General features: G+C 42.3%; 18 protein-coding genes and 1 pseudogene. 10 read left to right on the forward strand and 9 right to left on the reverse strand.

Annotated features, from left to right (window positions below):
* Positions 1-408 precede the first annotated feature (408 nt).
* The 3 genes from yegD (at position 409) to AAEZ00_RS09905 (ending at position 3,672) form a co-directional block, all read left to right on the forward strand.
* Positions 409-1,815 (forward strand): molecular chaperone, encoded by a 1,407-nt coding sequence (gene yegD, locus AAEZ00_RS09895; protein ID WP_351074347.1) that lies wholly within the window; start codon positions 409-411, stop codon positions 1,813-1,815.
* A gap of 307 nt (positions 1,816-2,122) precedes the next feature.
* Positions 2,123-2,590, forward strand: a complete 468-nt coding sequence (locus tag AAEZ00_RS09900) for a CreA family protein (protein ID WP_101030745.1) — start codon at positions 2,123-2,125, stop codon at positions 2,588-2,590.
* 542 nt (positions 2,591-3,132) lie between these two features.
* Positions 3,133-3,672: an N-acetyltransferase gene (locus AAEZ00_RS09905; RefSeq protein ID WP_101030748.1), complete on the forward strand. Its 540-nt coding sequence runs from the start codon at positions 3,133-3,135 to the stop codon at positions 3,670-3,672.
* Between the two features lie 431 nt (positions 3,673-4,103).
* Here AAEZ00_RS09905 and AAEZ00_RS09910 read toward each other — a convergent pair whose 3' ends face one another.
* Together AAEZ00_RS09910 and AAEZ00_RS09915 are read right to left on the reverse strand one after the other, a co-directional pair.
* Positions 4,104-5,018 (reverse strand): alpha/beta fold hydrolase, encoded by a 915-nt coding sequence (locus tag AAEZ00_RS09910; protein WP_124013757.1) that lies wholly within the window; start codon positions 5,016-5,018, stop codon positions 4,104-4,106.
* A gap of 33 nt (positions 5,019-5,051) precedes the next feature.
* Positions 5,052-6,008 carry an alpha/beta fold hydrolase gene (locus tag AAEZ00_RS09915; RefSeq protein WP_351074350.1) on the reverse strand — a complete coding sequence of 319 codons (957 nt, stop codon included), beginning with the start codon at positions 6,006-6,008 and terminating at the stop codon, positions 5,052-5,054.
* Positions 6,009-6,185: 177 nt separating this feature from the next.
* On the opposite strand from AAEZ00_RS09915, the pseudogene AAEZ00_RS09920 reads away from it, so the two are divergent.
* Positions 6,186-6,557, forward strand: a pseudogene (locus tag AAEZ00_RS09920) (transposase); the annotation flags it as partial.
* A 449-nt stretch (positions 6,558-7,006) separates the two neighbouring features.
* Here the strand turns inward: AAEZ00_RS09920 and AAEZ00_RS09925 are convergent.
* On the reverse strand, positions 7,007-7,930 hold the full coding sequence (locus tag AAEZ00_RS09925) for a LysR family transcriptional regulator (protein WP_124014290.1): 924 nt from the start codon (positions 7,928-7,930) through the stop codon (positions 7,007-7,009).
* Positions 7,931-8,045: 115 nt separating this feature from the next.
* On the opposite strand from AAEZ00_RS09925, the gene AAEZ00_RS09930 reads away from it, so the two are divergent.
* Positions 8,046-8,687 carry a LysE family translocator gene (locus AAEZ00_RS09930; protein WP_124014289.1) on the forward strand — a complete coding sequence of 214 codons (642 nt, stop codon included), beginning with the start codon at positions 8,046-8,048 and terminating at the stop codon, positions 8,685-8,687.
* 703 nt (positions 8,688-9,390) lie between these two features.
* Here the strand turns inward: AAEZ00_RS09930 and AAEZ00_RS09935 are convergent.
* The gene (locus AAEZ00_RS09935) at positions 9,391-10,767 is read right to left on the reverse strand and encodes an L-serine ammonia-lyase (RefSeq protein WP_101030751.1); all 1,377 of its coding nucleotides are present in this window, start codon (positions 10,765-10,767) and stop codon (positions 9,391-9,393) included.
* 233 nt (positions 10,768-11,000) lie between these two features.
* Between AAEZ00_RS09935 and nagZ the strand changes: the two genes are divergently transcribed.
* The gene (gene nagZ, locus AAEZ00_RS09940; protein WP_124014288.1) at positions 11,001-12,026 is read left to right on the forward strand and encodes a beta-N-acetylhexosaminidase; all 1,026 of its coding nucleotides are present in this window, start codon (positions 11,001-11,003) and stop codon (positions 12,024-12,026) included.
* Positions 12,027-12,154: 128 nt separating this feature from the next.
* On the opposite strand, the gene AAEZ00_RS09945 is transcribed toward nagZ, so the two are convergent.
* From AAEZ00_RS09945 to AAEZ00_RS09955, 3 genes are read right to left on the reverse strand one after another with little or no spacing between them, the layout of a single operon-like run.
* A complete protein-coding gene (locus AAEZ00_RS09945; RefSeq protein ID WP_101030757.1) occupies positions 12,155-13,147 on the reverse strand; it encodes a peptidoglycan binding protein CsiV in 993 nt (330 codons plus the stop codon).
* Complete coding sequence (mfd, locus tag AAEZ00_RS09950; RefSeq protein ID WP_124014287.1) at positions 13,137-16,673, reverse strand: transcription-repair coupling factor; 3,537 nt, start codon at positions 16,671-16,673, stop codon at positions 13,137-13,139. Before mfd ends, AAEZ00_RS09945 begins: the two co-directional genes overlap by 11 nt.
* A gap of 52 nt (positions 16,674-16,725) precedes the next feature.
* Positions 16,726-17,322, reverse strand: a complete 597-nt coding sequence (locus tag AAEZ00_RS09955) for a hypothetical protein (protein WP_124014286.1) — start codon at positions 17,320-17,322, stop codon at positions 16,726-16,728.
* Positions 17,323-17,479: 157 nt separating this feature from the next.
* Here AAEZ00_RS09955 and AAEZ00_RS09960 point away from each other — a divergent pair, with 157 nt between their 5' ends.
* From AAEZ00_RS09960 to AAEZ00_RS09975, 4 genes are all read left to right on the forward strand, one after another.
* On the forward strand, positions 17,480-18,724 hold the full coding sequence (locus AAEZ00_RS09960) for a lipoprotein-releasing ABC transporter permease subunit (protein WP_124014285.1): 1,245 nt from the start codon (positions 17,480-17,482) through the stop codon (positions 18,722-18,724).
* Positions 18,724-19,446, forward strand: a complete 723-nt coding sequence (gene lolD / locus AAEZ00_RS09965) for a lipoprotein-releasing ABC transporter ATP-binding protein LolD (protein WP_124014284.1) — start codon at positions 18,724-18,726, stop codon at positions 19,444-19,446. The genes AAEZ00_RS09960 and lolD overlap by 1 nt, the downstream gene beginning before the upstream one ends.
* Complete coding sequence (lolE, locus tag AAEZ00_RS09970; RefSeq protein ID WP_124014283.1) at positions 19,446-20,687, forward strand: lipoprotein-releasing ABC transporter permease subunit LolE; 1,242 nt, start codon at positions 19,446-19,448, stop codon at positions 20,685-20,687. The genes lolD and lolE overlap by 1 nt, the downstream gene beginning before the upstream one ends.
* Positions 20,688-20,775: 88 nt before the next feature.
* Positions 20,776-21,018 carry a DUF3624 domain-containing protein gene (locus tag AAEZ00_RS09975; protein ID WP_351088617.1) on the forward strand — a complete coding sequence of 81 codons (243 nt, stop codon included), beginning with the start codon at positions 20,776-20,778 and terminating at the stop codon, positions 21,016-21,018.
* On the opposite strand, the gene AAEZ00_RS09980 is transcribed toward AAEZ00_RS09975, so the two are convergent.
* Both AAEZ00_RS09980 and AAEZ00_RS09985 read right to left on the reverse strand, forming a co-directional pair.
* Positions 20,959-21,198, reverse strand: coding sequence for a siderophore-interacting protein (locus AAEZ00_RS09980; RefSeq protein ID WP_101030780.1), 240 nt, complete (start codon positions 21,196-21,198; stop codon positions 20,959-20,961). The genes AAEZ00_RS09975 and AAEZ00_RS09980 overlap by 60 nt on opposite strands.
* Positions 21,199-21,484: 286 nt before the next feature.
* Positions 21,485-21,994: a DUF2062 domain-containing protein gene (locus AAEZ00_RS09985; protein WP_101030783.1), complete on the reverse strand. Its 510-nt coding sequence runs from the start codon at positions 21,992-21,994 to the stop codon at positions 21,485-21,487.
* Positions 21,995-22,028 lie beyond the last annotated feature (34 nt).

The following is a 22,028-nucleotide window of genomic DNA, read 5'->3' on the forward strand; positions in this document are numbered from 1 at the left end:
CCAGCATCAATTTGATAGGGTCAACACTTACCGAACCGGCTTAAGTTAAGCACAATAGCGGATCTAAATATGACTAAAAAATCCACGGCACATGTTTATCGTTGGCTTAGTGTAACCCTTGCTTTAAATGATAACCAAGATATCGCGATGTCGGGAATAAGATTATTTTTAGCTGCCGATGCCATTTAATCTTCTAGAACATTGGTATGCAACATATTGAATAAACGATATTTAACTAAAATTATTACTGGGGATATATGCTGTAAAGCTTATATTATGAGGTTTTTACGCCTGAATGAGTTATTCCTCATTGTGTCCCCTTGGATAAAACACGATAAATGGTTCAGCTAACATGATTATTATGTTATTTTGGGCGCTTTTTTAAATTGAACGACTGAAGGTAAGCCAATGTTTGTTGGATTTGATTACGGCAGTGCTAACTGTGCGATAGGGGTGATGGTTGATAATGCGGTGGCATTATTGCCATTATCAGCGCACTCAGATTTTATGCCGTCAACCTTGTACGCGATGGATCGCGAGCTGATCGCTGAAGCAGTGTATTGGGGCTTACCTGAAAATTTACAAGCGCAGTATTCTCATTTGCGCAGTTCGCAATTAATGCGAGCAAAACAAATGCGCCATGAACTTGATTTGTCGCCTAATGAACAAGCCGTGTTTGTTGGTCAAGCTGCGATTGATGCCTATTTAGACATGCCTGAAGAAGGTTTTTATGTCCGTTCGCCAAAATCCTTTTTAGGCGCCAATGGCCTGCGAGCAGAGCAGATTGCCTTATTTGAAGACATCGTTACCTTGATGATGATGCATGTTAAAACCCTAGCCGATCAGGCATTAAACGCCAAATCGCTTACGTCTGCCAGCCATGCCGTGATAGGTCGACCGGTTAATTTTCAAGGTATAGGTGGCGAAGACAATAACCTGCAAGCTGAAGCCATTTTACGCCTTGCAGCAATTCGCTCTGGCTTCACTGATGTGAGGTTTTTATTTGAACCATTAGCCGCTGGCATGGACTTTGAGTCAAATCTTAACCATGACAATACCGTTTTAGTGGTTGATGTGGGCGGCGGTACGACAGACTGTTCTGTGGTGAAAATGGGTCCATCATACATTGCGCAACAAGATCGAAGCCTAGACTGCTTTGGCCATTCTGGCCAACGCATCGGTGGCAACGATTTAGATATTGCGCTTGCGATGAGCGGATTGATGCCAAGCTTTGGGGCAGACACGTTAATGATTAACGGTAAACCTATGCCAAGAACCCCTTTTTGGAACGCGGTTGCCGTCAATGATATTAGTGCTCAGCGTGACTTTGTTAGTTTACCTTCCCGTAAGCTCGTCGAGCAGTTAATAAAAGAAGCACAACAACCAGACTTATTAGTTCGTTTACAAAAAGTACAAAAAAATCAAATGAGTTATCAAGTTGTACGCCAAGCTGAAGCCGCTAAAATCAGTTTGTCGGACAATGAGACTATTCAATGTTCATTAGATTTTATTGAAAAAGAGCTGTTTGTACCATTAACGGCAGCGCAGTTTGAGCAAGCTATCAATGAACCTTTAGCTAAAGTTGAAGCGTTAATGAAACAAGCCATGAAAACGGCTATCACCAAAGCGGAGCAACAAGATTGCGATATGCCAACCACTCCTGATATTGTGTATGTAACAGGCGGTACGGCGCGTAGCCCGGCTATATACGATAAAATTGCTAGTGTGTATCCCAATGCCAAAGTGGTGGTGGGCGATCATTTTGGCTCGGTAACTGCGGGCTTAACACGTTGTGCTCAAAGTGCATTTAACTAAGTCGAAGTGCAGTTAACGCATAAAGGTTGACCATTATGCTAAAAAAGAGAATGTTAACAAGCATACTGAGTCAGCAACGAGCTTGGTCAATAGGTTACAATGATAACCATAATGCCGAACGCAATATGAGCTAGCATGGTGCTCAGCGGTGGTGGCGCTAATATCGGCAAAGTCAGTTTAGGCCTATTTATTATGAAGGAATATAATGAAAGACATACCATTAATGTATGCCCTTAATTGCCTAACAACATTTTTTAAACCAGCCTCTTTTGACGATAATTAACTTCCAATATTACAAGGTTTACTGATGAAAAAAATACTCACTGCGTTATGTTTAACTGCACTTCTTACTGCTTGTTCTGACAACGAAGTTGGTGATGTTTCACTTGGAATGTTTACTACGCAAGATATAAAATTAAACATTTTAAAGGATGATATTGTCTCTGGTGTAACGTGTCACATCGCCTCAATAGAAGAAAACCTGAGTTTTTCAGATCCAAGTGATAGCTCTATCTCTTGCAGGCAAACAGGGGAAATTACCAAAGATATGATTGCACAAATAGATAAGAGTAAATCAGGTGAAGTGGTATTTAAAAAATCAAAAAGTATCTTTTTCAAAACGATGAAAATTAGAAGAATATTTGATGCTGACAATCAAACGTTAATGTATGTATCTTACTCTACTAAAGAAACATCAGGAAGTTTCAAACACAGCCTTTCGACTGTTCCACTCTGGGGAACCAAGGCATATGTTGAGCCAACACCAGCTCAATAATGACAAGGGCGGCCCTCAGGCTCAGGCTCAGGGCGCTTGCACGGATTATCTGCTGTCCCGTCATACTGAAGGTGGCATGGTAAGATGCACGGGAAAATGCATGGAAAGAACCTATTAATTCAGTGGATTGAGTCAGCTAATGTTGATATTTAACCAGCAATGCAAAATAGTTACATAGCTGGTTTGTAGCGATAACTTGGATTCAAATAATAAGTGCAGAGGTTTATTAAATATCATATTTCGTCTGGGTAATATGGCAACAATATAAACTCATTTATGGATTACTCTGCACGATCAAGAGACCGCCATCTTATCGTTAACTCAAAAATCCATGGTATTGCTTCATCTGCGGCTAATGGTGTTGAATAACAAAATTGTTGTAAACGGCACAAAATACTGGTAAAGGCTTAGCATTATTATTCTAAGTCGTTTCTGTCACAAAGTGGGTTAGGGGGGCTTAACCCATTTTTAGCTCTCTATTTATATAAAAGTAAGTTCACAGGTCGATTTTAACTAACTTACGAAGATTCAAAGGGTTATTAATGCTTAGATTTGAACACTGTAATGTCAAAACTTGTACTAATGAATTACTCGCCTTGGGTCAGGGCGACATGAAAATGTGGTACATTTTTGATTGGTTAGATAAACACGAGGAATTACAAAACGGGACTCAAGCAGAAATAATTAAACTTTATGTAAATGATGAATTGGTAGGGTACAGTCTTTTTGAAAACTTTGAAGCCCGTGCTGACAAAAACACTTGTCATCAAGGTGTGACCTATAAAGAATTGGGTATTATTCACTTCGTAACAGTCATAGAGCATCGTAATAAAGGTTATGCTACGTTGTTGGCCAATGCTTTGTATAAAAATATTATTGAACCAATGTTGGCACGTTATAATGATTTTCATGTTTACGTCATAGCGACTGGTCGAGCTGTCCCATTAATGGAACGGACTGATATCCCTTCAAAATACCTAATCAAGCAATTTTATTCCGATTTATCGTTTAAAGAGAAAGTGGTCAATTACCTAAGAAAACAAGAACAAAATGCATTGAATGCAGTTCCTTGTGAAATTTAAAATAAAAAGCTAACAAGTTAATCTAAATTCACCAGACTTATCATAATGCGAATAGTGAGTGTTAGAGCTTAGGCACTCACAAGCTTCTGTTCAGGTACGATTTAGGGTGACCACTCTAAACTTAGGCTATGGCCTGCGGCCACTAACGTCGTGGGGCTTCACCCACACCAGACCAAAAGGAAACCAACGGCTGTTCCCTCTTTACTCTTTATAAAAGAGTTAGCCCAGCTGCCCCGCAACATGTTTGGTCTGGGTTTTGCCACTATACTGACCCTGATTGTGGTACCTATGCTTAATCGGATGCTGCATAAATTGGACGTGCCGGGTTGAAGTCCGTCAGTAAAAAAAGGGGATCCACTAAAGTGGCTCCCCTTATATTTTTAGACATCAGGCCTATCAATTAGATAGCAAGAAACAAAATTTTTGTTGCTTTAATTAGCACTCAGCCAATTAGAAATCTTTTGATTCACCAGATCAGGCGAAGACTGCATAAACCAGTGACCGCCAGGTACAACTTCAACTTGTCCCTTATTCTGCTCTTGTAGCTGCTTTTCCCAGCTTTTAGCATGGAACCAGACTTTTTTATCCTTGCCGTAAATGAAAAGGAAAGGCGTGCCATAATCTTTTATTTCTGTCGCCTTTGTTGTATTTTTCGTTAATACAGATTTCCACAAATGCCAGTACGGATAGGTCATACGGGGATCTGTTCGCAAATCCGCGATTGTTTTATTAGGGTCTACATCTTCAATTTTTAAAATGTTATCAGCAGTATATAATGCCAACTTTTCTCCTAAAAATTCAGGTAAAGTCCAAGCAACAGCAAGTGCAAAGGTGTATTTAACATTGATGGTTGGTCGTTTCTCTTCGCCAAAGCTGCCGATATCAAAGAGTACCAGGCTATCTACTAAGTCATTTTTCTTCAGATACTGAGACGCATAAACCGCGCCCCAGTCGTGAGCCAGAACGGTGACCTTGTCTTTATTTAAACCTCTAATAAAGGCGTTCATAATCATTCGGATCTGTTTTATATTGTAATGAGGTCTTTCCCCATTATCTTCTAACTCGAACCCCGGAAGGGTGAATCGAGCAATCGAATAATCATCTTTTAAATATTCAACCTGTTTGTCCCAAAGCTCCAAACTGTCAGGGTAACCATGGATGAACACTAAGGTCTCTTCACCTTCACCATCAAATTTCACTTCAAGGTTTTTTACTATTTCAGGCAGTTTTTTCTGAAATTCCGCATCAGGCATAGGACCCGTAAATGCAAATGTGTAAATGAGGTAGAGAACGGGAGAAAGTACAACGAGTACAATCAACAATAATCTAATTATAATTTTTTTCATGTGTATCCTTTGATAGACAAATTGAATTGAACCCTATTTATACTTAGCTAAATGAGTAAGCAAGTGGCCTGTTAGTTCTTGATATTTTTCCTGGATAATCCAGTGGCCGGCATCCATTTCGATGAATTGATAGTCAGCTTCAACGTAATTTCTGGTGTCATCAACGCCGGAACGCTTAAGCGCATGATCTTTATTTCCCCAAATAAACGTAACTGGCACGTTAACTTTGCCAACATCTAAACCGTTTGTGAATACAGGGAAATTGGCACGATACCAGTTGATGGCACTGGTCAGGGCTTTCTCCTGACCAAGAATACCAACGTAGTGTTCAATTTCTGCTGCGTCATGCTGCGTCCAAATAGATCTTAAACGCTCATAGTCACTTTTCGCCATCATGAATTCAGGTAAGATCGGTTTCTGAAAGAAACGGATGTAGGCACTCGCTTCATACTGTGTTGTATCTTCCCGGTACGCTTTACCAAAAGCATCAATATGAGGCACCGAAATCGCGGCATAGCTGATAACGCGATCAGGATTTTCTGCGGCAACCTGCCAACCTACCGCTGCGCCCCAGTCATGGCCAATTAAATGAAATGCTTCTAATTCGAGCTGGTCAGCAATCGCAATAACATCTGAAGTCAGGTATTTCAATTGGTATTGTTCAACGTCATCTGGTCGAGATCCAGCGCTGTAACCACGCTGATTGGGTGCAATGGCATAATATCCATTTGCAGTGAGTTCATCCATGAATGAGTCCCACATCACCGCCGACTCAGGGAATCCGTGGAGTAATATAACCGGTGTCCCCGTTTTGTCTCCGCGGATATCAACGGCAAAACTAAGGCCATTCGCTTCAATGGTAGTGTAGCTTTGCGGGTCTGTTGCAGGAAGGTCACCTTTTGCGATGTCAGTGGCATAAAACATGACGCCAGCCAATACACATACAGATACAGCCGCCAGGCTTAAGAGCGTTTTTTTTATTTTACTCATCAGTAGTTCCTTTGATAATATCTATTTTTTAGAGTAATAACTCTAATATTTAGAACAATAACTCTAATGTTAATGCAGTGAAACAAATTTTGATTGATTATGTGAAGTTGTCCCAGCTTAGGAAATTAAAAATTAAATATGGCCACCTAATTAAATATGGCCACCCAAGATTGTTGCACCAGCATTCAACGCCGAATACACTCAGCGATAAAAGGTGAACAACCAGCAGAGTTATTGCCTTTTGTGGGGAATGAGCGTCAGGATATGCCTAAAGGTTTAATGTTTAGTGTAAAAGACTATATTGTGCTAGTTGAAGATACAGGCAGGATTATTCGAGAGGATAAACGTGGCGCCATTAGTGCAAGTCGCCAAGCTATTCTTAATAGACTGAATATTCCTGCTGAAAACTGGTTAAAAATCACCACAGAGTTTGGGGTATTATTCAAAGGTGCTGTAGGGGCTTTGCCTGCATTAACAGACTATTGCGAACATTTAGACCGAAAACGACGACAAGGCGCAGCCAACTGCCTGCGCTGGTTGTGCGCCTAAGCAATCATGTCTTAATCCCACAAAACCATCTTCCACTTGATTGATATCAAGCTTTTCTGCTGCGTTAAATCGACCATATTACTGATGGATTGGCTATCGATTGCTAATTTGTTGAATCATCTTGTTGAATCATCCTGTTGAATTTGCTCATTGTGAAAATGATAAAAGGTGATCGCAACTCAAATAGGAAGAGGTTATGTTGTTACTTCAAAAAATGGGTGGCTATGTATTTTTGTATTTTTTCCGCCCACAAATGTGCCAAGGTGTGTAAATCATTTATGCCCCAAAGTAGCTTAGAGTAGCAGCTCAATAACAATATGCTCATCTCGGTTTGCCATATATTTTCTCAAGTGATGAAAGGGATATACACCAAGATAGTGCAAGAGTATCTTGGTGCGACGTGGAGTATTTAAGAGATTAAACTGTAAAAAATATTTGAATTAACACGCTTAATCAGACTTAATGACAAGTAAATTCTGTTTCATAAAATCAATAAAAACGCGGTTTTTATTCGGCATGTATTTACTTTGCACATACTGCAAACAAATATCACCGTGATAATTACCCTGTAACTGCCAATCTTCCAATAGCGGAATGAGTGTCCCCGCTTCAATACCCTGCTGTGCGATATAATCCGGCAAACCACCAACACCAAAACCCTGTTCAATGGCATCACAACGCATTTCACTGTGATTAATCAAGTATGCTCCAGTTACGTGCACAGTCGCTTGTTGATTTTCATTGCTAAATCGCCAACGGTTGTCGGCCGTGTTTTCGCCTAAACAAAGGCATGATAGATATTTTAAGTCATCGGGGTGTGTTGGCAAATCATGGTTGGCGAGGAAATCAGGGCTGGCACATAATACCTGTTCAACGCGACCAATTTTAACATTGACCAATGCTTCAATGGGATTGTCATTAATATGAATCAAAAAATCAACACCATCATGAATGGGATCTAAAACACGGTCGGTCACTTTTAAATGCAACTGAATATCTGGATAGCATTTTAAAAATTCAATAAAGAGCGGTCGTAATACTCTACTCGCTAGCGATTTTGGTGCTGCGACTCTCAATAATCCACTCACCGTCGATGTTGTAGAGGTACTGGCATTAACCGCTTGCTCTGCAGACTCAACCATCTGTTTACAATAATCAAAAGTGATTTTCCCTGACTCCGTCAAAGCCAGTTGTCGCGTAGTGCGCTGTAATAGTTTGATGCCTAATGCATCTTCTAACCTGCTTATCTGACGGCTCACAGCTGAGGGTGTCACCCCCAGTTTTCTGGCTGCTTTACTAAAGTTCCCCTGCTCAACCACAGTGACAAAAATCGCCATGTCGGGCAACAAAGGGATTATTTTATTTGTGTCCACTAAGCACAAGTCCTTTTACAAATTGGTGTATTGTTTTAAATCTCTCACAAATTAACATGACTGCAGAGTAATAAATACGTTGCTGTAAGCATATTTTAAATAATGAGAGGTAAATATGGAGCTGTTAATAAATACTTATATGGCAGAAATTATTACGGTGAGCACCATTGCTATTTTTATGGCGGTGTTACCCGGGGCTGATTTTGTGATGGTGACCCGTACGAGTATTTACAATGGTCGTTTGGCAGGTTTATATACTAGTTTAGGTATGGCTTTATCTGTTTGTATACACGCCAGTTATTCAATTGCAGGATTAGCCGTCGTGATTGCAAATTCGGCATGGTTATTCAATTTAATTAAATACTTAGGAGCCGCTTATCTTATTTATATTGCTTGGCAGTTATTAACAACACGCGCGCTTTTAAATGCAGATCAAAACAATAAAACGGTTAATATTTCACCCTTTGCAGCGGTACGTTTAGGCTTTACCTGCAATATATTAAACCCTAAAACATCGATCTTTTTCTTAAGTATTTTTACTCAAGTGGTGTCACTAGATACTCCACTAATAATGCAGATAGGTTATGGCTTGATCATTATGTTGGCACATTTTATCTGGTACATCGGGGTTGTTTTACTGTTATCACACCCAAATATACTGCCTCTATTCAATCAGCATAAACAAAAAATTGATAAAGTTGCAGGATTTATATTGATGCTTATTGCGATAAAACTCATCTTAGTGAGTTCTATTTAAGTATGATTAGCTTTACCCGATGAGTGGTGATCGGGCGTTTTAGGCACTTCCCCAAATAGGCTGAGGGTCAGTTCTTTCTTTTTGCCTTTCTCAATAATTAGCGCCTGTTCTAAGGCGATATATGGACTCTGTAGAGATATACTGAATTTAACCACAGACTTAGAGGTTAATATAACTGCGCATAACGCATGTTATGCGCAATAGGGTGAGGGTATCAGCTAGATCCCTTCACTACCCCTAAACAATCTAATGTGTATTACTATCGACTAAAACAATAACCCTATCAAGGATCTGTCCAGAAATGCGTTACGTTCGATTGCAGCTAGAAACCGCAATCGCATCTCAGCGAAGAACTCGATTGTCAAACATTGGCTTGATGATGGGGGTGATAGGGTTGACGCAGTTTACAACGTTGTTGTCATTTTAATGATTTTCTACAATGGCAGAATGCTGTCTGTAGTTCAATTCAGTTTACCGCTATTTTGTTCACCAAAAAAGGGTATCTATCAACTCGATAATAGTGCGCTACACTCATTTGGTGGCTTGGATAATTGCGCACGAATATTGGTTAAATAGCAGGTTTAAAATAGTAGGGTTGAATGAGTCACTTAGTGCGCTTAAATTTTCATTTAATAGATACAAAAAATGCCTGTTAGAGTGACTAACAGGCATTTCACATTACGCGATTAAATTAATGCGTTAATTAACACTCGACGATATTCACCGCAAGACCACCTTTCGCGGTTTCTTTGTATTTGCTGCGCATATCTTTACCGGTATCCATCATGGTTTTGATGACTTTATCCAGTGAGACTTTATGGTTACCATCGCCGCGAAGCGCCATACGTGATGCGTTAATCGCCTTTACTGCACCCATAGCATTACGCTCAATACAAGGGACTTGCACTAAGCCGCCAACGGGATCACAGGTTAAGCCTAAGTTATGTTCCATGCCAATTTCAGCGGCGTTTTCAACATGTTCTACTGTTCCGCCCATAATTTCAGTCAACGCCCCAGCAGCCATTGAACAGGCTACGCCCACTTCGCCTTGACAGCCCACTTCAGCGCCAGAAATTGAGGCATTTTTCTTGTACAAAATGCCAATAGCGGCTGCGGTTAATAAATAACGGCAACACACATCAATATCAACTTCTTGCACAAACTTGTCGTAGTAACACAATACAGCGGGGATAATCCCTGCTGCCCCGTTTGTTGGGGCTGTCACGACTCGATCGCCTGCAGCATTTTGCTCGTTAACCGATAAGGCAAATAAATCAACCCAGTCCATTGCAGTCAGTGGGTCGATATTATTACGGCCTTCAGCTTTTAAACGGCGGTAAAGCGCTGGTGCGCGACGACGTAATTTTAGTCCACCAGGTAAAATACCTTCTTTCTGATAACCGCGTTCGACGCAGTTTTTCATCGTTTGCCAAATTTTCCACAAACCTTGTTTTACTTCATCTTCCGATGCAATACTCTGCTCGTTGGCCATCATTAAAGACGAAATACTTAAGCCATTGTCACAACAAAGTTGCAGTAATTGCAATGCACTATTGAAGTCATAAGGTGCTTGTTCAATGGGTGTCGCCGGAGAAGCATTTCGTTGAGTAATTTCATCTTCATCGAGAATAAAGCCGCCGCCAACAGAGTAATAGGTACGCTGGTAAATACATTCGCCTTTAGACAAGGCGAATAAGGTCATGGCATTGGCATGTGCAGGTAAGGTTTTGCGTCTGTGGAAGGTGACCCCTGCTTCACGGGTAAATGTCAACTGACGTCCATCTGCGAGGGTCAACTTTTGACTGGTCGATACTGTCTCTAAAATGGCATCGATAGCTTCGGTATCAACGGTTTCAGGGTCTTGACCCATTAAGCCTAAAACCACTGCTTTACCTGTACCGTGGCCTTTACCTGTTTGGCCTAGTGAGCCAAACAATTCTGTTCGTAATTCATCAATTTGATCCAATAAATTAATATCTGCGACATGCTGGATAAAAATTTTACCGGCCTTCATCGGGCCCACTGTATGTGAACTAGAGGGACCGATACCAATTTTGAACATGTCAAATACGCTAATCATGTGATTGAACCCTTGCTGAGTCGTTTATTGTTTTAGTTATAAGTGAGTATAATCGTCAAATGTAATGTTGGCGGTTTATCTCTTATTGTCACTAGAGTATCCCACAGATTAATCAATGACAGTTCATTAGATTTTTTTATGCATTATTTTCACATTAGCCAACCTTATACTTGATGTGTAATGTGACTTGATTAACTTGACGCAATAGTCAGCTGTATATTTAGGGGAAAGGTTTGAGCTATTTAATGATGGATCTTGCAGGTTTAACCATATCTGCGCTAGAAGCTGAGCAGTTACAGCATCCACAGGTGGGTGGGATTATACTCTTTAGTCGAAACTTTGAAAATAAAAGTCAATTAATTGAGCTGGTTAAGGATGTTCGCCATATTTGCCCTGGTTTATTAATTGCGGTTGATCATGAAGGTGGCCGGGTTCAGCGTTTTCGTGAGGGTTTTAGCTTAATTCCTGCTATGGGTGATATTTTACCTGCAGCTAAAGGCGACTTAACATTAGCTAAACAATGGGCAAAAGAGTGTGGTTTTCTAATGGCAATAGAGCTGTTGGCCTGTGATATAGATTTGAGTTTTGCACCTGTCTTAGACGTAAATGGTATAAGTGAAGTGATCGGTAAACGCAGTTTTAGTGCGCTTGCTGAGGAAGTTAGTGCATTGGCAGAACACTTTATTATCGGCATGAATGAGGCCGGTATGGCTGCCGTGGGTAAACATTTTCCGGGTCATGGCAGTGTTGCCGCCGATTCCCATGTTGCGATGCCTGTTGATCCGCGCAGTAAAGAGCAAGTGGAAGCTTTTGATATGCTCCCGTTTAAACAGCTTATAGACCAAAAACACCTGCAAGGCGTGATGCCCGCACATGTTGTTTATTCCAATATTGACCCCAACCCTGCTGGTTTTTCGACCTATTGGTTACAGACTATTTTACGCCAACAATTAGGATTTGATGGGGTGATTTTTTCTGATGATTTAGGCATGAAAGGCGCTAGTTTTGCTGGTGATTACCTTGGACGAGCTAAAGCGGCATTGGATGCTGGCTGTAACATGATTTTGGTGTGCAATGATCCGGTTGGCGTTAACGCCTTATTAACGGAGTTTGATTGGCCCATGGCGGAGCCTACACATACCGCATTATCGCTAACAGGTAATAGCGCGCAAACCTTACAGGCACTTGAGCAGCAAACGCGTTGGCAAACCGCGCAGCAATTGGCGATCGATATCACTCGAATTGCACAGTTAACCTAGCATAATGAGCTCGAGCACCATGAAGACTAGCAACCTGAGAAAAGGGTGTTAACCATAAAATAAGCTAGGCTATGAATCAAAAAACCGGATCATATGATCCGGTTTTTTAGTCTTGAGTGCGTCAGCGGTTAACCGGTATAAGGTACCGGTTGGCTGGCGGAAGAACGCTCTGTTAAATCAATAGGTTTAATATTAGTGGGTTGGGCCATTTTACGAATTTGCATCACGATACCCAGTTGCGGATGATCAAAGTAATGGATCTCACCACTGCGAACTCGACGGTTTTGGATCAGCGGAATGCTTTCTAAGTAAGGTGCCAGTTGTTTCTTACCTTCAATATCTAACGCTGCATACTCATTAAATGCCAATGGACTCGATTCAACCATTTTCTGGGTGGGTTTACGCAAAGCCAAATTACTTTCAATATAAAGGTAATGACTGAGATAAATGTTAATCGAGCCGTCTAATTCCCATACGGGGTTAATCTTTGGCGCTTCATAAAAGTCACCTAAGGCACTTAAGTCTGTGCTAGGCATAGTTTCTGTTTGAGATGGTTTTTTGACACTTAAGCCATGATATTCAAAACTTTTTGAGAAATCCTTACCGCCATAAATACGTATTGGCTTAGCACGTCGGCGAGACTGCATATTTTGTTGCCAGGTTAAATGTACTAGGCTTTTAACATAAGGCTCGCGTTGGATAGTTCGGATTATGTCACTAAATTTACTTTGGCTCTGAGCCAGCAGTAATGGTCCTTGACCTAAGTGAGCCGTTTGTGGCTTGCTTGCTGCGACATCAAAGGGCACTTGGCTTGGGTGCGTTGCCGTACTTTTACTGATGTTAGGATCATTACAGTTACTGGCGTCATTGGTCCAGTCGGTTGAAGTACAACCCTTTAAGCCAACTGAAACCCCAGTTATGTCGGTACTGATCACTGGCGTAATGATATCCACAGTGTCTTTGCTGAGTTTGGGCGGCGTGGCATTGAGCCATTTTTCAACTGATGGTTGTTGGCGTTCAAATACAAACACTTCAACTTCAAACCATGATTCTGCATGGGCTGACACGCTGTGGGATAGCGCTATGATAGCGGCGATAGCAATCGCAATTTTACGAAGCACTATTTGTCTCCAAAATTTGATGTTTAGCGAACTGTTCAAGCAAGGTGTTGATTAACTCAAGACGCTCTTTGCTTGTCTCAGCAGGAATGTTGAACTTTAACTTATTTGGCCCGTCCATTCGATAGATTTGTGGTTGGTTTTGCAACAAACCAATAATAAACATCGGATCGACGTGATTTTCCTGACCAAATTCGACGCTGCCACCCTTGGCGTGCATTTCAATTTTGGTAATACCCAGTGCTGTTGCTTGATGTTTGTACAGTGTCATCGCCATTAAATTGCGCGTGGGTTGAGGTAACATACCAAAGCGGTCAATAAATTCGACTTTAAGCTCATCAAGCATAGCGTCGCTTTCGCAGTTAGCGATACGCTTATATAATGATAAGCGCATATTGACGTCACTGACGTAATCTTCTGGTAATAACGCCGGAATACGTAAATCAATTTCTGCTTTGGCGCTCATCATGTAGGCTAACGAAGGCTCTTTACCTTCTTTGAGGGCTTTTACGGCAGAGTCAAGCATTTCCATATACAAGCTGAAACCAATTTTTGAGATGTGGCCACTTTGTTCATCGCCCAGTAATTCACCCGCACCACGAATTTCTAAATCTTGGGTGGCCAGTAAAAAACCTGCGCCAAGATCTTCAAGCGCACTAATGGCTTCAAGACGTTTACGTGCATCAGAAGTCATACGCTTAGGATGTGGTGTCATCATATAAGCATAGGCTTGGTGGTGCGAGCGTCCAACCCGACCTCGAAGCTGGTGAAGCTGCGCTAAACCTAACATGTCGGCGCGGTCGATAATGATGGTATTGGCACTGGGCACATCGATACCCGTTTCAATAATGGTGGTACAGACCAGTACGTTAAAACGTTGATGATAAAAATCGGACATGACTTTTTCAAGATCGCGTTCGCGCATTTGCCCATGGGCTGCCACGACGCGGGCTTCTGGAATTAAGTCGCGAATGTTTTGCGCCGTTTTATCAATGGTTTCAACATTATTGTGTAGATAATACACTTGGCCGCCACGCAAAATTTCACGCAAGATAGCTTCTCGTGCAGTGGCTTTATCATATTCACGCACAAAGGTTTTTACGGCTAAACGTTTAGCCGGTGGGGTGGCGATAATGGATAAATCACGCATACCCGACATGGCCATATTTAAGGTCCGCGGGATAGGCGTGGCTGTGAGGGTTAAAATGTCGACATGGGCCCGTAGCGCTTTAATCTTTTCTTTTTGACGTACACCAAAGCGGTGTTCTTCGTCGATAACCAATAAACCGAGGTTGTCGAAGTTAGCTTCTGATGACAGTAACTTATGGGTGCCGATAACAATATCAACTTTGCCTTCAGCGAGTTGCTGGACCACACTGCTTTGCTCTTTGGCGGTTCTAAAGCGTGACATCACTTCAATCACGATAGGCCAATCGGCAAAACGGTCTTTAAAATTTTCGTAGTGTTGTTGGGCAAGCAAGGTGGTTGGTACTAACACCACCACTTGTTTACCGGCATTAACCGCGACAAATGCTGCGCGCATGGCCACTTCGGTTTTACCAAAGCCAACATCACCACAGACTAAGCGGTCCATGGCTAACGGCGCTTGCATGTCTTCAAGCACCGCATGAATGGCGCTTTCTTGATCGACAGTCTCTTCAAATGGGAAGCCTTGACTGAATTGGGCATATTCTTGTTCATCGATGCTCATTGCCTCGCCAGGACGTGCTTGGCGACGGGCGTAAACATCGAGCAGCTCCGCGGCCACATCTCTAATGCGCTCTATAGCTTTGTTCTTGGCTTTGGTCCACGTTTCGTTACCCAGCTTGTTGAGATGAGTATTACCGTCGCCACTGGCATTGTAGCGGCTGATAAGATGCAGTGATGACACTGGTACATACAGCTTGTCACCACCGGAATATTCCAGTTTTAAATATTCAGCGATTAAACCGCCGGTATCGAGGGTTTCTAATCCTTGGTATAACGCTACACCGTGTTCAAGATGCACAATAGGTTGGCCGACTTTAAGTTCAGCTAAATTTTTGACTAACACATCTGAGCTAACTTGCTTTTGTTTTTCGCGGCGGCGATGTTGCGAAATACGTTGACCAAACAGTTCGGTTTCACAAATGATACTCACAGCACCTTTTGCGGTGTCGGTTAGCACACAACCCCGCGCTAAAGGTGACACGATTAAGCCAATACTGTCTTTGGCGGCAAAGTAGTCGTTAAGATGAGCAAACTGTTTGGGGTTAATGCCAATCTTAGCAAACAAGTCTAACAAGGCTTCTCGGCGGCCTTCAGATTCAGCACTGAATAGGAGCTGTGGGTGTTGTTGACCATATTCTTGTAACGCAATCAGTGGCTGCTTTAATTTATGGTTGGCATTGATGTCGGGCAGCGTTTCAACGTTGGCGATAAGGGCCTGTGCTGGTAGGGCGACTTCTGCTAGCGGCTCACCGGCATTATTAGTGTCGGTGGCACTATATTGCTGCAGTAATTGAGTACGATTAAAGGATTTAAATGCCGCAAATAATTCATCATTAAGCAGGTAAAGCTCTTTGGGCGCCAACAAGGGTCTTAGTGGATCGACGCGTCGGTCTTCGTAGCGCACATTGACTTCATGCAAATGGGATAAGCTGGCTTTTTCAATATCGCCTATGGTGATGAGTTGACTGTTTTGTGGCAAGTAATCAAATAGGCTGGCAGTGTCATCGAAAAACAGCGGTAAATAGTTTTCAATGCCTGCAGGCATTAGATTACGACTGACAAGTTGATAAACCGATTCGGCTTCTTTTGAAATGATTTCAAAACGGCGACGATAGCGTTGCCTAAAGCCTTCAATGGCATGGCTGTCGGTCGGAAATTCTTTGGCTGGCAACATACGGATGGCATCACGTGCCATGCCTGAACGCTGAGTATCAACATCAAAAAAGCGGATTGATTCTACTTCATCATCAAACAGTTCTATGCGTAATGGTTGTGAAGAGCCAGTCGGGAAAATATCAATAATGGAGCCACGAATGGCAAACTCGCCATGTTCGTATACTTGGTCGACTAGATGATAACCTGTGTCAGTTAAATGTTGCCTAGCCTGTTGTAAGCCGTAAGTGTCGCCTTTTTTTAACACCATAACATTGGCGGTCATAAACGACTTTGGCGGTAATCGCACCATTAAGGTGTTTACTGGCACGATAACCACATTATGTTGGCTTTGATTGATATTGGCCAACGTTTCAAGTCGCTGTGAAATCAGGTCTTGATGTGGCGAGAAGCTATCGTAGGGCAAGGTTTCACGGTCGGGAAACAAACACACATTCACATTGATGTGGTTTAACAAATAACTCAGCTCCACCTCAAGTGACAAGGCGCTGGGCGTGTCATGGGTGACGATAATACTGGTGCCAGCATGGTTATTAATTAAATTGGCCAGGGTGATGGCTTGCGAGACCCCACCCAAGGTTGCCAAAGTTTGCGTTTGTTGGCCTTTTTTTACACTCGGCGGCGTGAGTACACTATATAAATTCATTAAAATCTTTTTCAGTTCCGTTTGCGATCAAGTCTTATAATAAGGCGAGGCTTCAGCTACGCTGTTTATCGATATTCTGCTTACGTTTTTTGAGCATTTTTTGCTGTACATTCAAACTTGCTCTGACTAATTGCTCAATATCATCTTCAAGTATTTGGCTAAATTCAAGTTCACAACGCCAAGAAGGTGTATCTGCAGTGTCATTTGTTGCTGCTGTACAGGTTCTAATTTGGCAAATACACAATAATGCGACTAACTCAGTATGCAAATAGATGTGGGTTTTAACGAACTCATTTGCGATTAACGGTCGTGTTGAGATAATGCTGATCCCACTACCGCCGAATTGATCGCCAGTAAATAACTCACCATCCTGAACTTCTTTTTCAAGCACATGTTGTAATACTAAATCGACCTTGCGTGATTGTAATTTTAAAAAGTCGACCACGGCTTTGGCATCATTATCTAGGTGGCGCAATTGCAACAGGCAGCTTGCTTCAAGACTTTTGACTTCTGTGAGCAGTTTTAAACCAACCGATTGCATGTCGCGTAGCTCATCATCAGTGGGTAAAGCGTGGCTTGGATCCCACGAAGTTAAGTACACATTAAAGTTGTGAGGCACATTAAAATAAGAATTGCTGTCAGGTATCAAGGTTTGCCTCTTTATTTATCACACTAATAGCCCTATTATCGTGCCCAACTTAATGATTTAGCAAGTCATACACGCTGGCTTGTTGTTTTCATAGTGTCATTTAGCCTGATTGTCTGACTAATACGCCCAAATGGGCGCACAGGATTAGTATTTTTTTATGAATTTAGGATTTTCATTTTTTATCGGCTACCGTTATTGGCGAGCCCGAAAAGCGAATGCTTTTGCCTCTTTTATTACCTTTTTTGCTGTATCGGGTATTTTTTTAGGGGTGACGGCATTGATCGTCGTCAGTTCGGTGATGAATGGATTAGAAGGCCAGCTAAAAAACCGTATTTTAGGTGCGGTGCCGCAGATGACCTTGATCAGTGACATGGGATTTAGAGATTGGCAGCAAAGTACCCAAAGTCTGTTGGCGGATAAATATTTATTACAAAATATTCGTGGCATTGTGCCAAGTGCGACAACCCAGGCCATGATCCAATCGAGCAGTAACATTCATGCCATTCAAATGTATGGGGTATATCCTGAACTTGAGCAATCCTTGTCGAGTATTGCGTCTCATACTTATTCTGATGCGTTTTCAACGTTACAAGCGGGGCAGTATTCAATTGTACTTGGCGTTGATCTTGCCCGAAAACTAGACGTGAGAGCGGGTGATAAGGTTAGGGTGTTAAGCGGTGATGGTGTGGTGTATTCGCCGATGGGCCCCGTGCCTAGCCAACGTAAGTTTACCGTTGCCGGTGTTTTTGAAATGGGCTCGCAAGTCGATTCTAGCGTGGCGTATGTGCATTATAAAGATGCGCGTAAATTGATGCGTAAAGACAGCAATACCATTAATGAACTGCGAGTGTATTTGAACGATCCTTTTTCTGCACCTGCGTTAGCGCCAAAAGTGGTTGCTGGATTTGCTAAGCAAAACATTGACATTCAAACGCGTGATTGGCGCCAAGATTTTGGCCATTTATTTGCGGCGGTCAAGATGGAAAAAAATATGATGTCATTGATGCTCAGTTTAATTGTGGCCGTGGCTGCATTTAATATTGTCTCAGCATTGGTGATGATGGTGGTCGATAAAACCACCGATGTTGCGGTGTTAAAAACCCAAGGGTTAACCACCACCTCGGTGATGACGATTTTTATTGTGCAAGGCTCGCTTAATGCGCTGTTAGGCTTAATGCTTGGCGCGATTGCGGGCATAGTGTTAACGCTTAATTTGAATGAAATATTAACCACTTTTGGTATTTCTATATTGGGCGTAGGTCAGACTCTGCCGGTGCAATTGTCATTAGCGCAATTGAGTTTTATTATTTTAGGCACCTTATTTATTACCTTATTTGCCACCCTTTATCCCGCGTTGTCCGCCGCAAGGGTTCAACCTGCTACAGCTTTGAGATACGAATAATGAGTCAGACACAACAAGCGTTATTACAGGTTCAACATGTCAGCAAGCACTATCATGATGGTGAAGTGACTACCCAAGTACTGTCGGGTGTTGATTTAACCGTTTATAAGGGCGAACAGTTGGCCATTGTAGGCAGTTCCGGTTCGGGTAAAAGTACCCTTTTACACATTATGGGGACCTTAGATATGCCCTCATCTGGTTCTGTATTGTTAGACGGTGAAGATTTATACCAATTGTCTAGTGCTCGTCAGGCACAAGTGCGTAATCAAGATTTGGGTTTTATTTATCAGTTTCATCATCTGTTGCCTGAGTTTACCGCGATTGAAAACGTCGCGATGCCTGCGTTTATTCAAGGCAGGGATAAAAACCAAGCCTTGATAGACGCTAAAAACTTACTTGAGCGTGTTGGACTAGGCCATCGTTTACACCATATCCCGGCGCAATTATCGGGCGGTGAACGTCAACGTGTTGCAATAGCAAGAGCATTGATAAACAAACCAAAGTTGGTATTAGCCGATGAACCCACGGGGAATTTAGACGCCAGCAGTGGTGATAATGTTTATCTGATGATCCGCGAGTTGGCGCAGCAGTTTGGTACCGCGTTTGTGGTGGTAACCCATGATCATAAATTAGCCGCGAAAATGGATCGCCAACTCACCATGAAAGACGGGGTGTTGCAGGTGGCGAGTTCAGTCACTACTGTGCCTGTAGGACAAGTTTAATGAGTAAGTGGTTACCGTTAACAATTGGCTGGCGTTTTTTTCGCGCCAGGCAGTCGAATGGCTTTATCGGCTTTATTTCATTTGCGTCTACTGCGGGTATTGCCTTAGGTGTTGGCGTGTTGATTGTGGTGCTATCGGCCATGAATGGTTTTGAAAAAGAGTTACAAGACCGCTTATTAGGCGTGGTCTCTCATGGTGAACTCGTTGGCGTTAATCAACCTATTGCCGATTGGCATGAAATTGCACAAAGTGCGGCCAAAATACCGCAAATTACAGGTACGGCTCCGTTTGTTCGTTTACAAGGTTTAGTACAAAAACCCGATGGTTTTCAAGGGTTAGTTGTCAATGGTGTTGATATTGAGTATGAGTCCGATGTGTCGAGTATTGCTGATTATATGTCTGCCGAGACTTGGCAGACATTAGCTGGTGATGAAAATAACATTGTCCTTGGCCGCAGTTTATTGACTAAATTGGGCTTAAAAGTGGGTGATACTCTGGCGATGTATACGCCAGATGCGAATAACCGTAAGTTAACGTCGGCCAAGAGTCATCGCTTTGTTGTCTCAGGTGTGTACACCTTGGGTGGTGAGATTGAGTCAACTCAAGCTTATGTGTCGCTTGATTATTTAGCCGATTTACTCGAGCTGGGCTCCGCGGTTTCTGGGGTACGAATTCAAGTCAATAATGTCTTTCATGCGGCGAGTATCACTCGTGATTTAGGTTTTGCCCAAGAGCAGTATTTATACATTAATGATTGGACTCGTAGCCAAGGGCATTTGTATCAAGATATTCAGCTTGTTCGTTTAGTTATGTATTTGGTATTAGCCTTAGTGATAGCCGTGGCCTGTTTTAATATTGTGTCTACCTTAGTGATGGCCGTACGTGATAAAGCCTCTGAAATTGCCATTTTAATGACCATGGGGCTTCATCGCGGCGCCATTATGGCCATTTTTATTATGCAAGGTGCTTTAAATGGGCTGATGGGATGTAGCATTGGTGGTGTGTTGGGTGTTGTGGTTGCTTATTATTTAAGTGATATTGCATCTGGAATAGAGCAGTTATTGGGTATTCAGCTCTTGGCATCAGATATTTATTTTATTGATTTTTTACCGTCGCAATTGCATGCTCAAGATGTGGTCTTGGTGCTGGTGATGGGATTAGTGATGAGTTTAGTGGCAACCATTTACCCTGCGTGGAAAGCAACCAAAATAGCGCCTGCCACCGCATTAGCGGGCAGATAGCTTATACAGAGATGAGCAAACATGGGTTAACTCGATTGTCAAAATACGCGTTTAAGCACCTTAGTGATGGCTTATAAGGATGGGGGTTATGCCTTGTAACCAATGCACTGATTCGGTTTTTAAACAAAAAATTGGTCGTTGTAAACGCTGCATGTGGCAGTTAACGCTACTGAGTTTAGTTACGTGGCCACTTTGGTGGTATTGCTATGCCGATACGCCCAAAACAGTCGAATCCATCGCGCTACTTTTTTTTGCTTTTAGCTTTAGTGGCTTACTTGCCCTGCACTTGATTGTATGGACCTACCGTACCCTGACTCAACAGGAACCATAAGCTAGCTGGCCCGCCATTAATCACCACAGTACCACCCATTTTAGCTGATTGAGTCCAATCAGTGGCTGGGCCTCCATGTCTATTGATAACAATATCCAAACTAAGTTGGCCACGTTTTGGATCAAATTCCCTAATGGTGTATGAACGTTTAATGGCAGTATTAGGGTCGGTTAACGATATCGTTAGTGCTGTTTCTGCGGCTTGTAGTGGTCACACTTTTACATAACTTCCTTGCTGATCGGCAAGGACGTCGACCCGCAACTCGCCATGAAGCACTCAGCTGTGTAGATAAGGGTTGACTTGGATGATGTTGTTTATAGAGGTTAATTTGGCGGGTAATTTTTAGATATTGGGTTTTTCCCATTTTGCAAAGTTGATGGCGAAAAATGTAAATCAATACCTTTAGCATATTATTAAGGCCGCAGAAGCGGCCTTAATGAGAGTAAATGAGTCAATCTGTTGGAGACTATTGTCCTTTACGCTTTTGCCATTTAAATAAGATTGAATAGCGCCACATGCTTTTAATGACAACGTAGCCAATTAATGCCGACACAATGCCCAAGGCTAAACTGCCGATTAAAAAAGGTGGGCCTATGGTCGATAAAGACGCTTCAATCCATGCCCAGGTGGCTTCAAAATGAAATTCCTGCGCTTTATGTCCGAGAATTCTGGTTCCCAACAGATAAGCACCATAAAACATAATGGGCATAGTAAACGGATTCGTCACCCACACTAGGGCGACAGCAACGGGAAGGTTGACGTTAAACAGAATGGCAAATCCTGCAGCAACCACCATTTGAAATGGCAAAGGGAGCCAAGCCACAAATAGCCCTACAGCAAAGGCCCCTGGGGCCGATTTGCGATTTAACACCCATAGGTTGGGCTTGTGCAATAGTTTGCCAAACACCCGTAAATACTTATGCTCACGGAGTGTTTCTGCTTTTGGCATAAATCTTTGTATTAATTTTTTTGGCATATTTGTCGATTAATGTCTTTACTAATTCATTATG

It is taken from the genome of Shewanella sp. S1-49-MNA-CIBAN-0167 (assembly GCF_040310145.1).
Taxonomy (GTDB): domain Bacteria; phylum Pseudomonadota; class Gammaproteobacteria; order Enterobacterales; family Shewanellaceae; genus Shewanella; species Shewanella psychromarinicola.

Bases quoted from the DNA above. Each gene is read 5' to 3' on its own strand.
- yegD (WP_351074347.1), top strand. From the start codon at position 409: ATGTTTGTTGGATTTGATTACGGCAGTGCTAACTGTGCGATAGGGGTG.
- AAEZ00_RS09900 (WP_101030745.1), top strand. From the start codon at position 2,123: ATGAAAAAAATACTCACTGCGTTATGTTTAACTGCACTTCTTACTGCT.
- AAEZ00_RS09905 (WP_101030748.1), top strand. From the start codon at position 3,133: ATGCTTAGATTTGAACACTGTAATGTCAAAACTTGTACTAATGAATTA.
- AAEZ00_RS09910 (WP_124013757.1), bottom strand. From the start codon at position 5,018: ATGAAAAAAATTATAATTAGATTATTGTTGATTGTACTCGTTGTACTT.
- AAEZ00_RS09915 (WP_351074350.1), bottom strand. From the start codon at position 6,008: ATGAGTAAAATAAAAAAAACGCTCTTAAGCCTGGCGGCTGTATCTGTA.
- AAEZ00_RS09930 (WP_124014289.1), top strand. From the start codon at position 8,046: ATGGAGCTGTTAATAAATACTTATATGGCAGAAATTATTACGGTGAGC.
- AAEZ00_RS09935 (WP_101030751.1), bottom strand. From the start codon at position 10,767: ATGATTAGCGTATTTGACATGTTCAAAATTGGTATCGGTCCCTCTAGT.
- mfd (WP_124014287.1), bottom strand. From the start codon at position 16,673: ATGAATTTATATAGTGTACTCACGCCGCCGAGTGTAAAAAAAGGCCAA.
- AAEZ00_RS09960 (WP_124014285.1), top strand. From the start codon at position 17,480: ATGAATTTAGGATTTTCATTTTTTATCGGCTACCGTTATTGGCGAGCC.
- lolD (WP_124014284.1), top strand. From the start codon at position 18,724: ATGAGTCAGACACAACAAGCGTTATTACAGGTTCAACATGTCAGCAAG.
- lolE (WP_124014283.1), top strand. From the start codon at position 19,446: ATGAGTAAGTGGTTACCGTTAACAATTGGCTGGCGTTTTTTTCGCGCC.
- AAEZ00_RS09975 (WP_351088617.1), top strand. From the start codon at position 20,776: ATGCCTTGTAACCAATGCACTGATTCGGTTTTTAAACAAAAAATTGGT.
- AAEZ00_RS09985 (WP_101030783.1), bottom strand. From the start codon at position 21,994: ATGCCAAAAAAATTAATACAAAGATTTATGCCAAAAGCAGAAACACTC.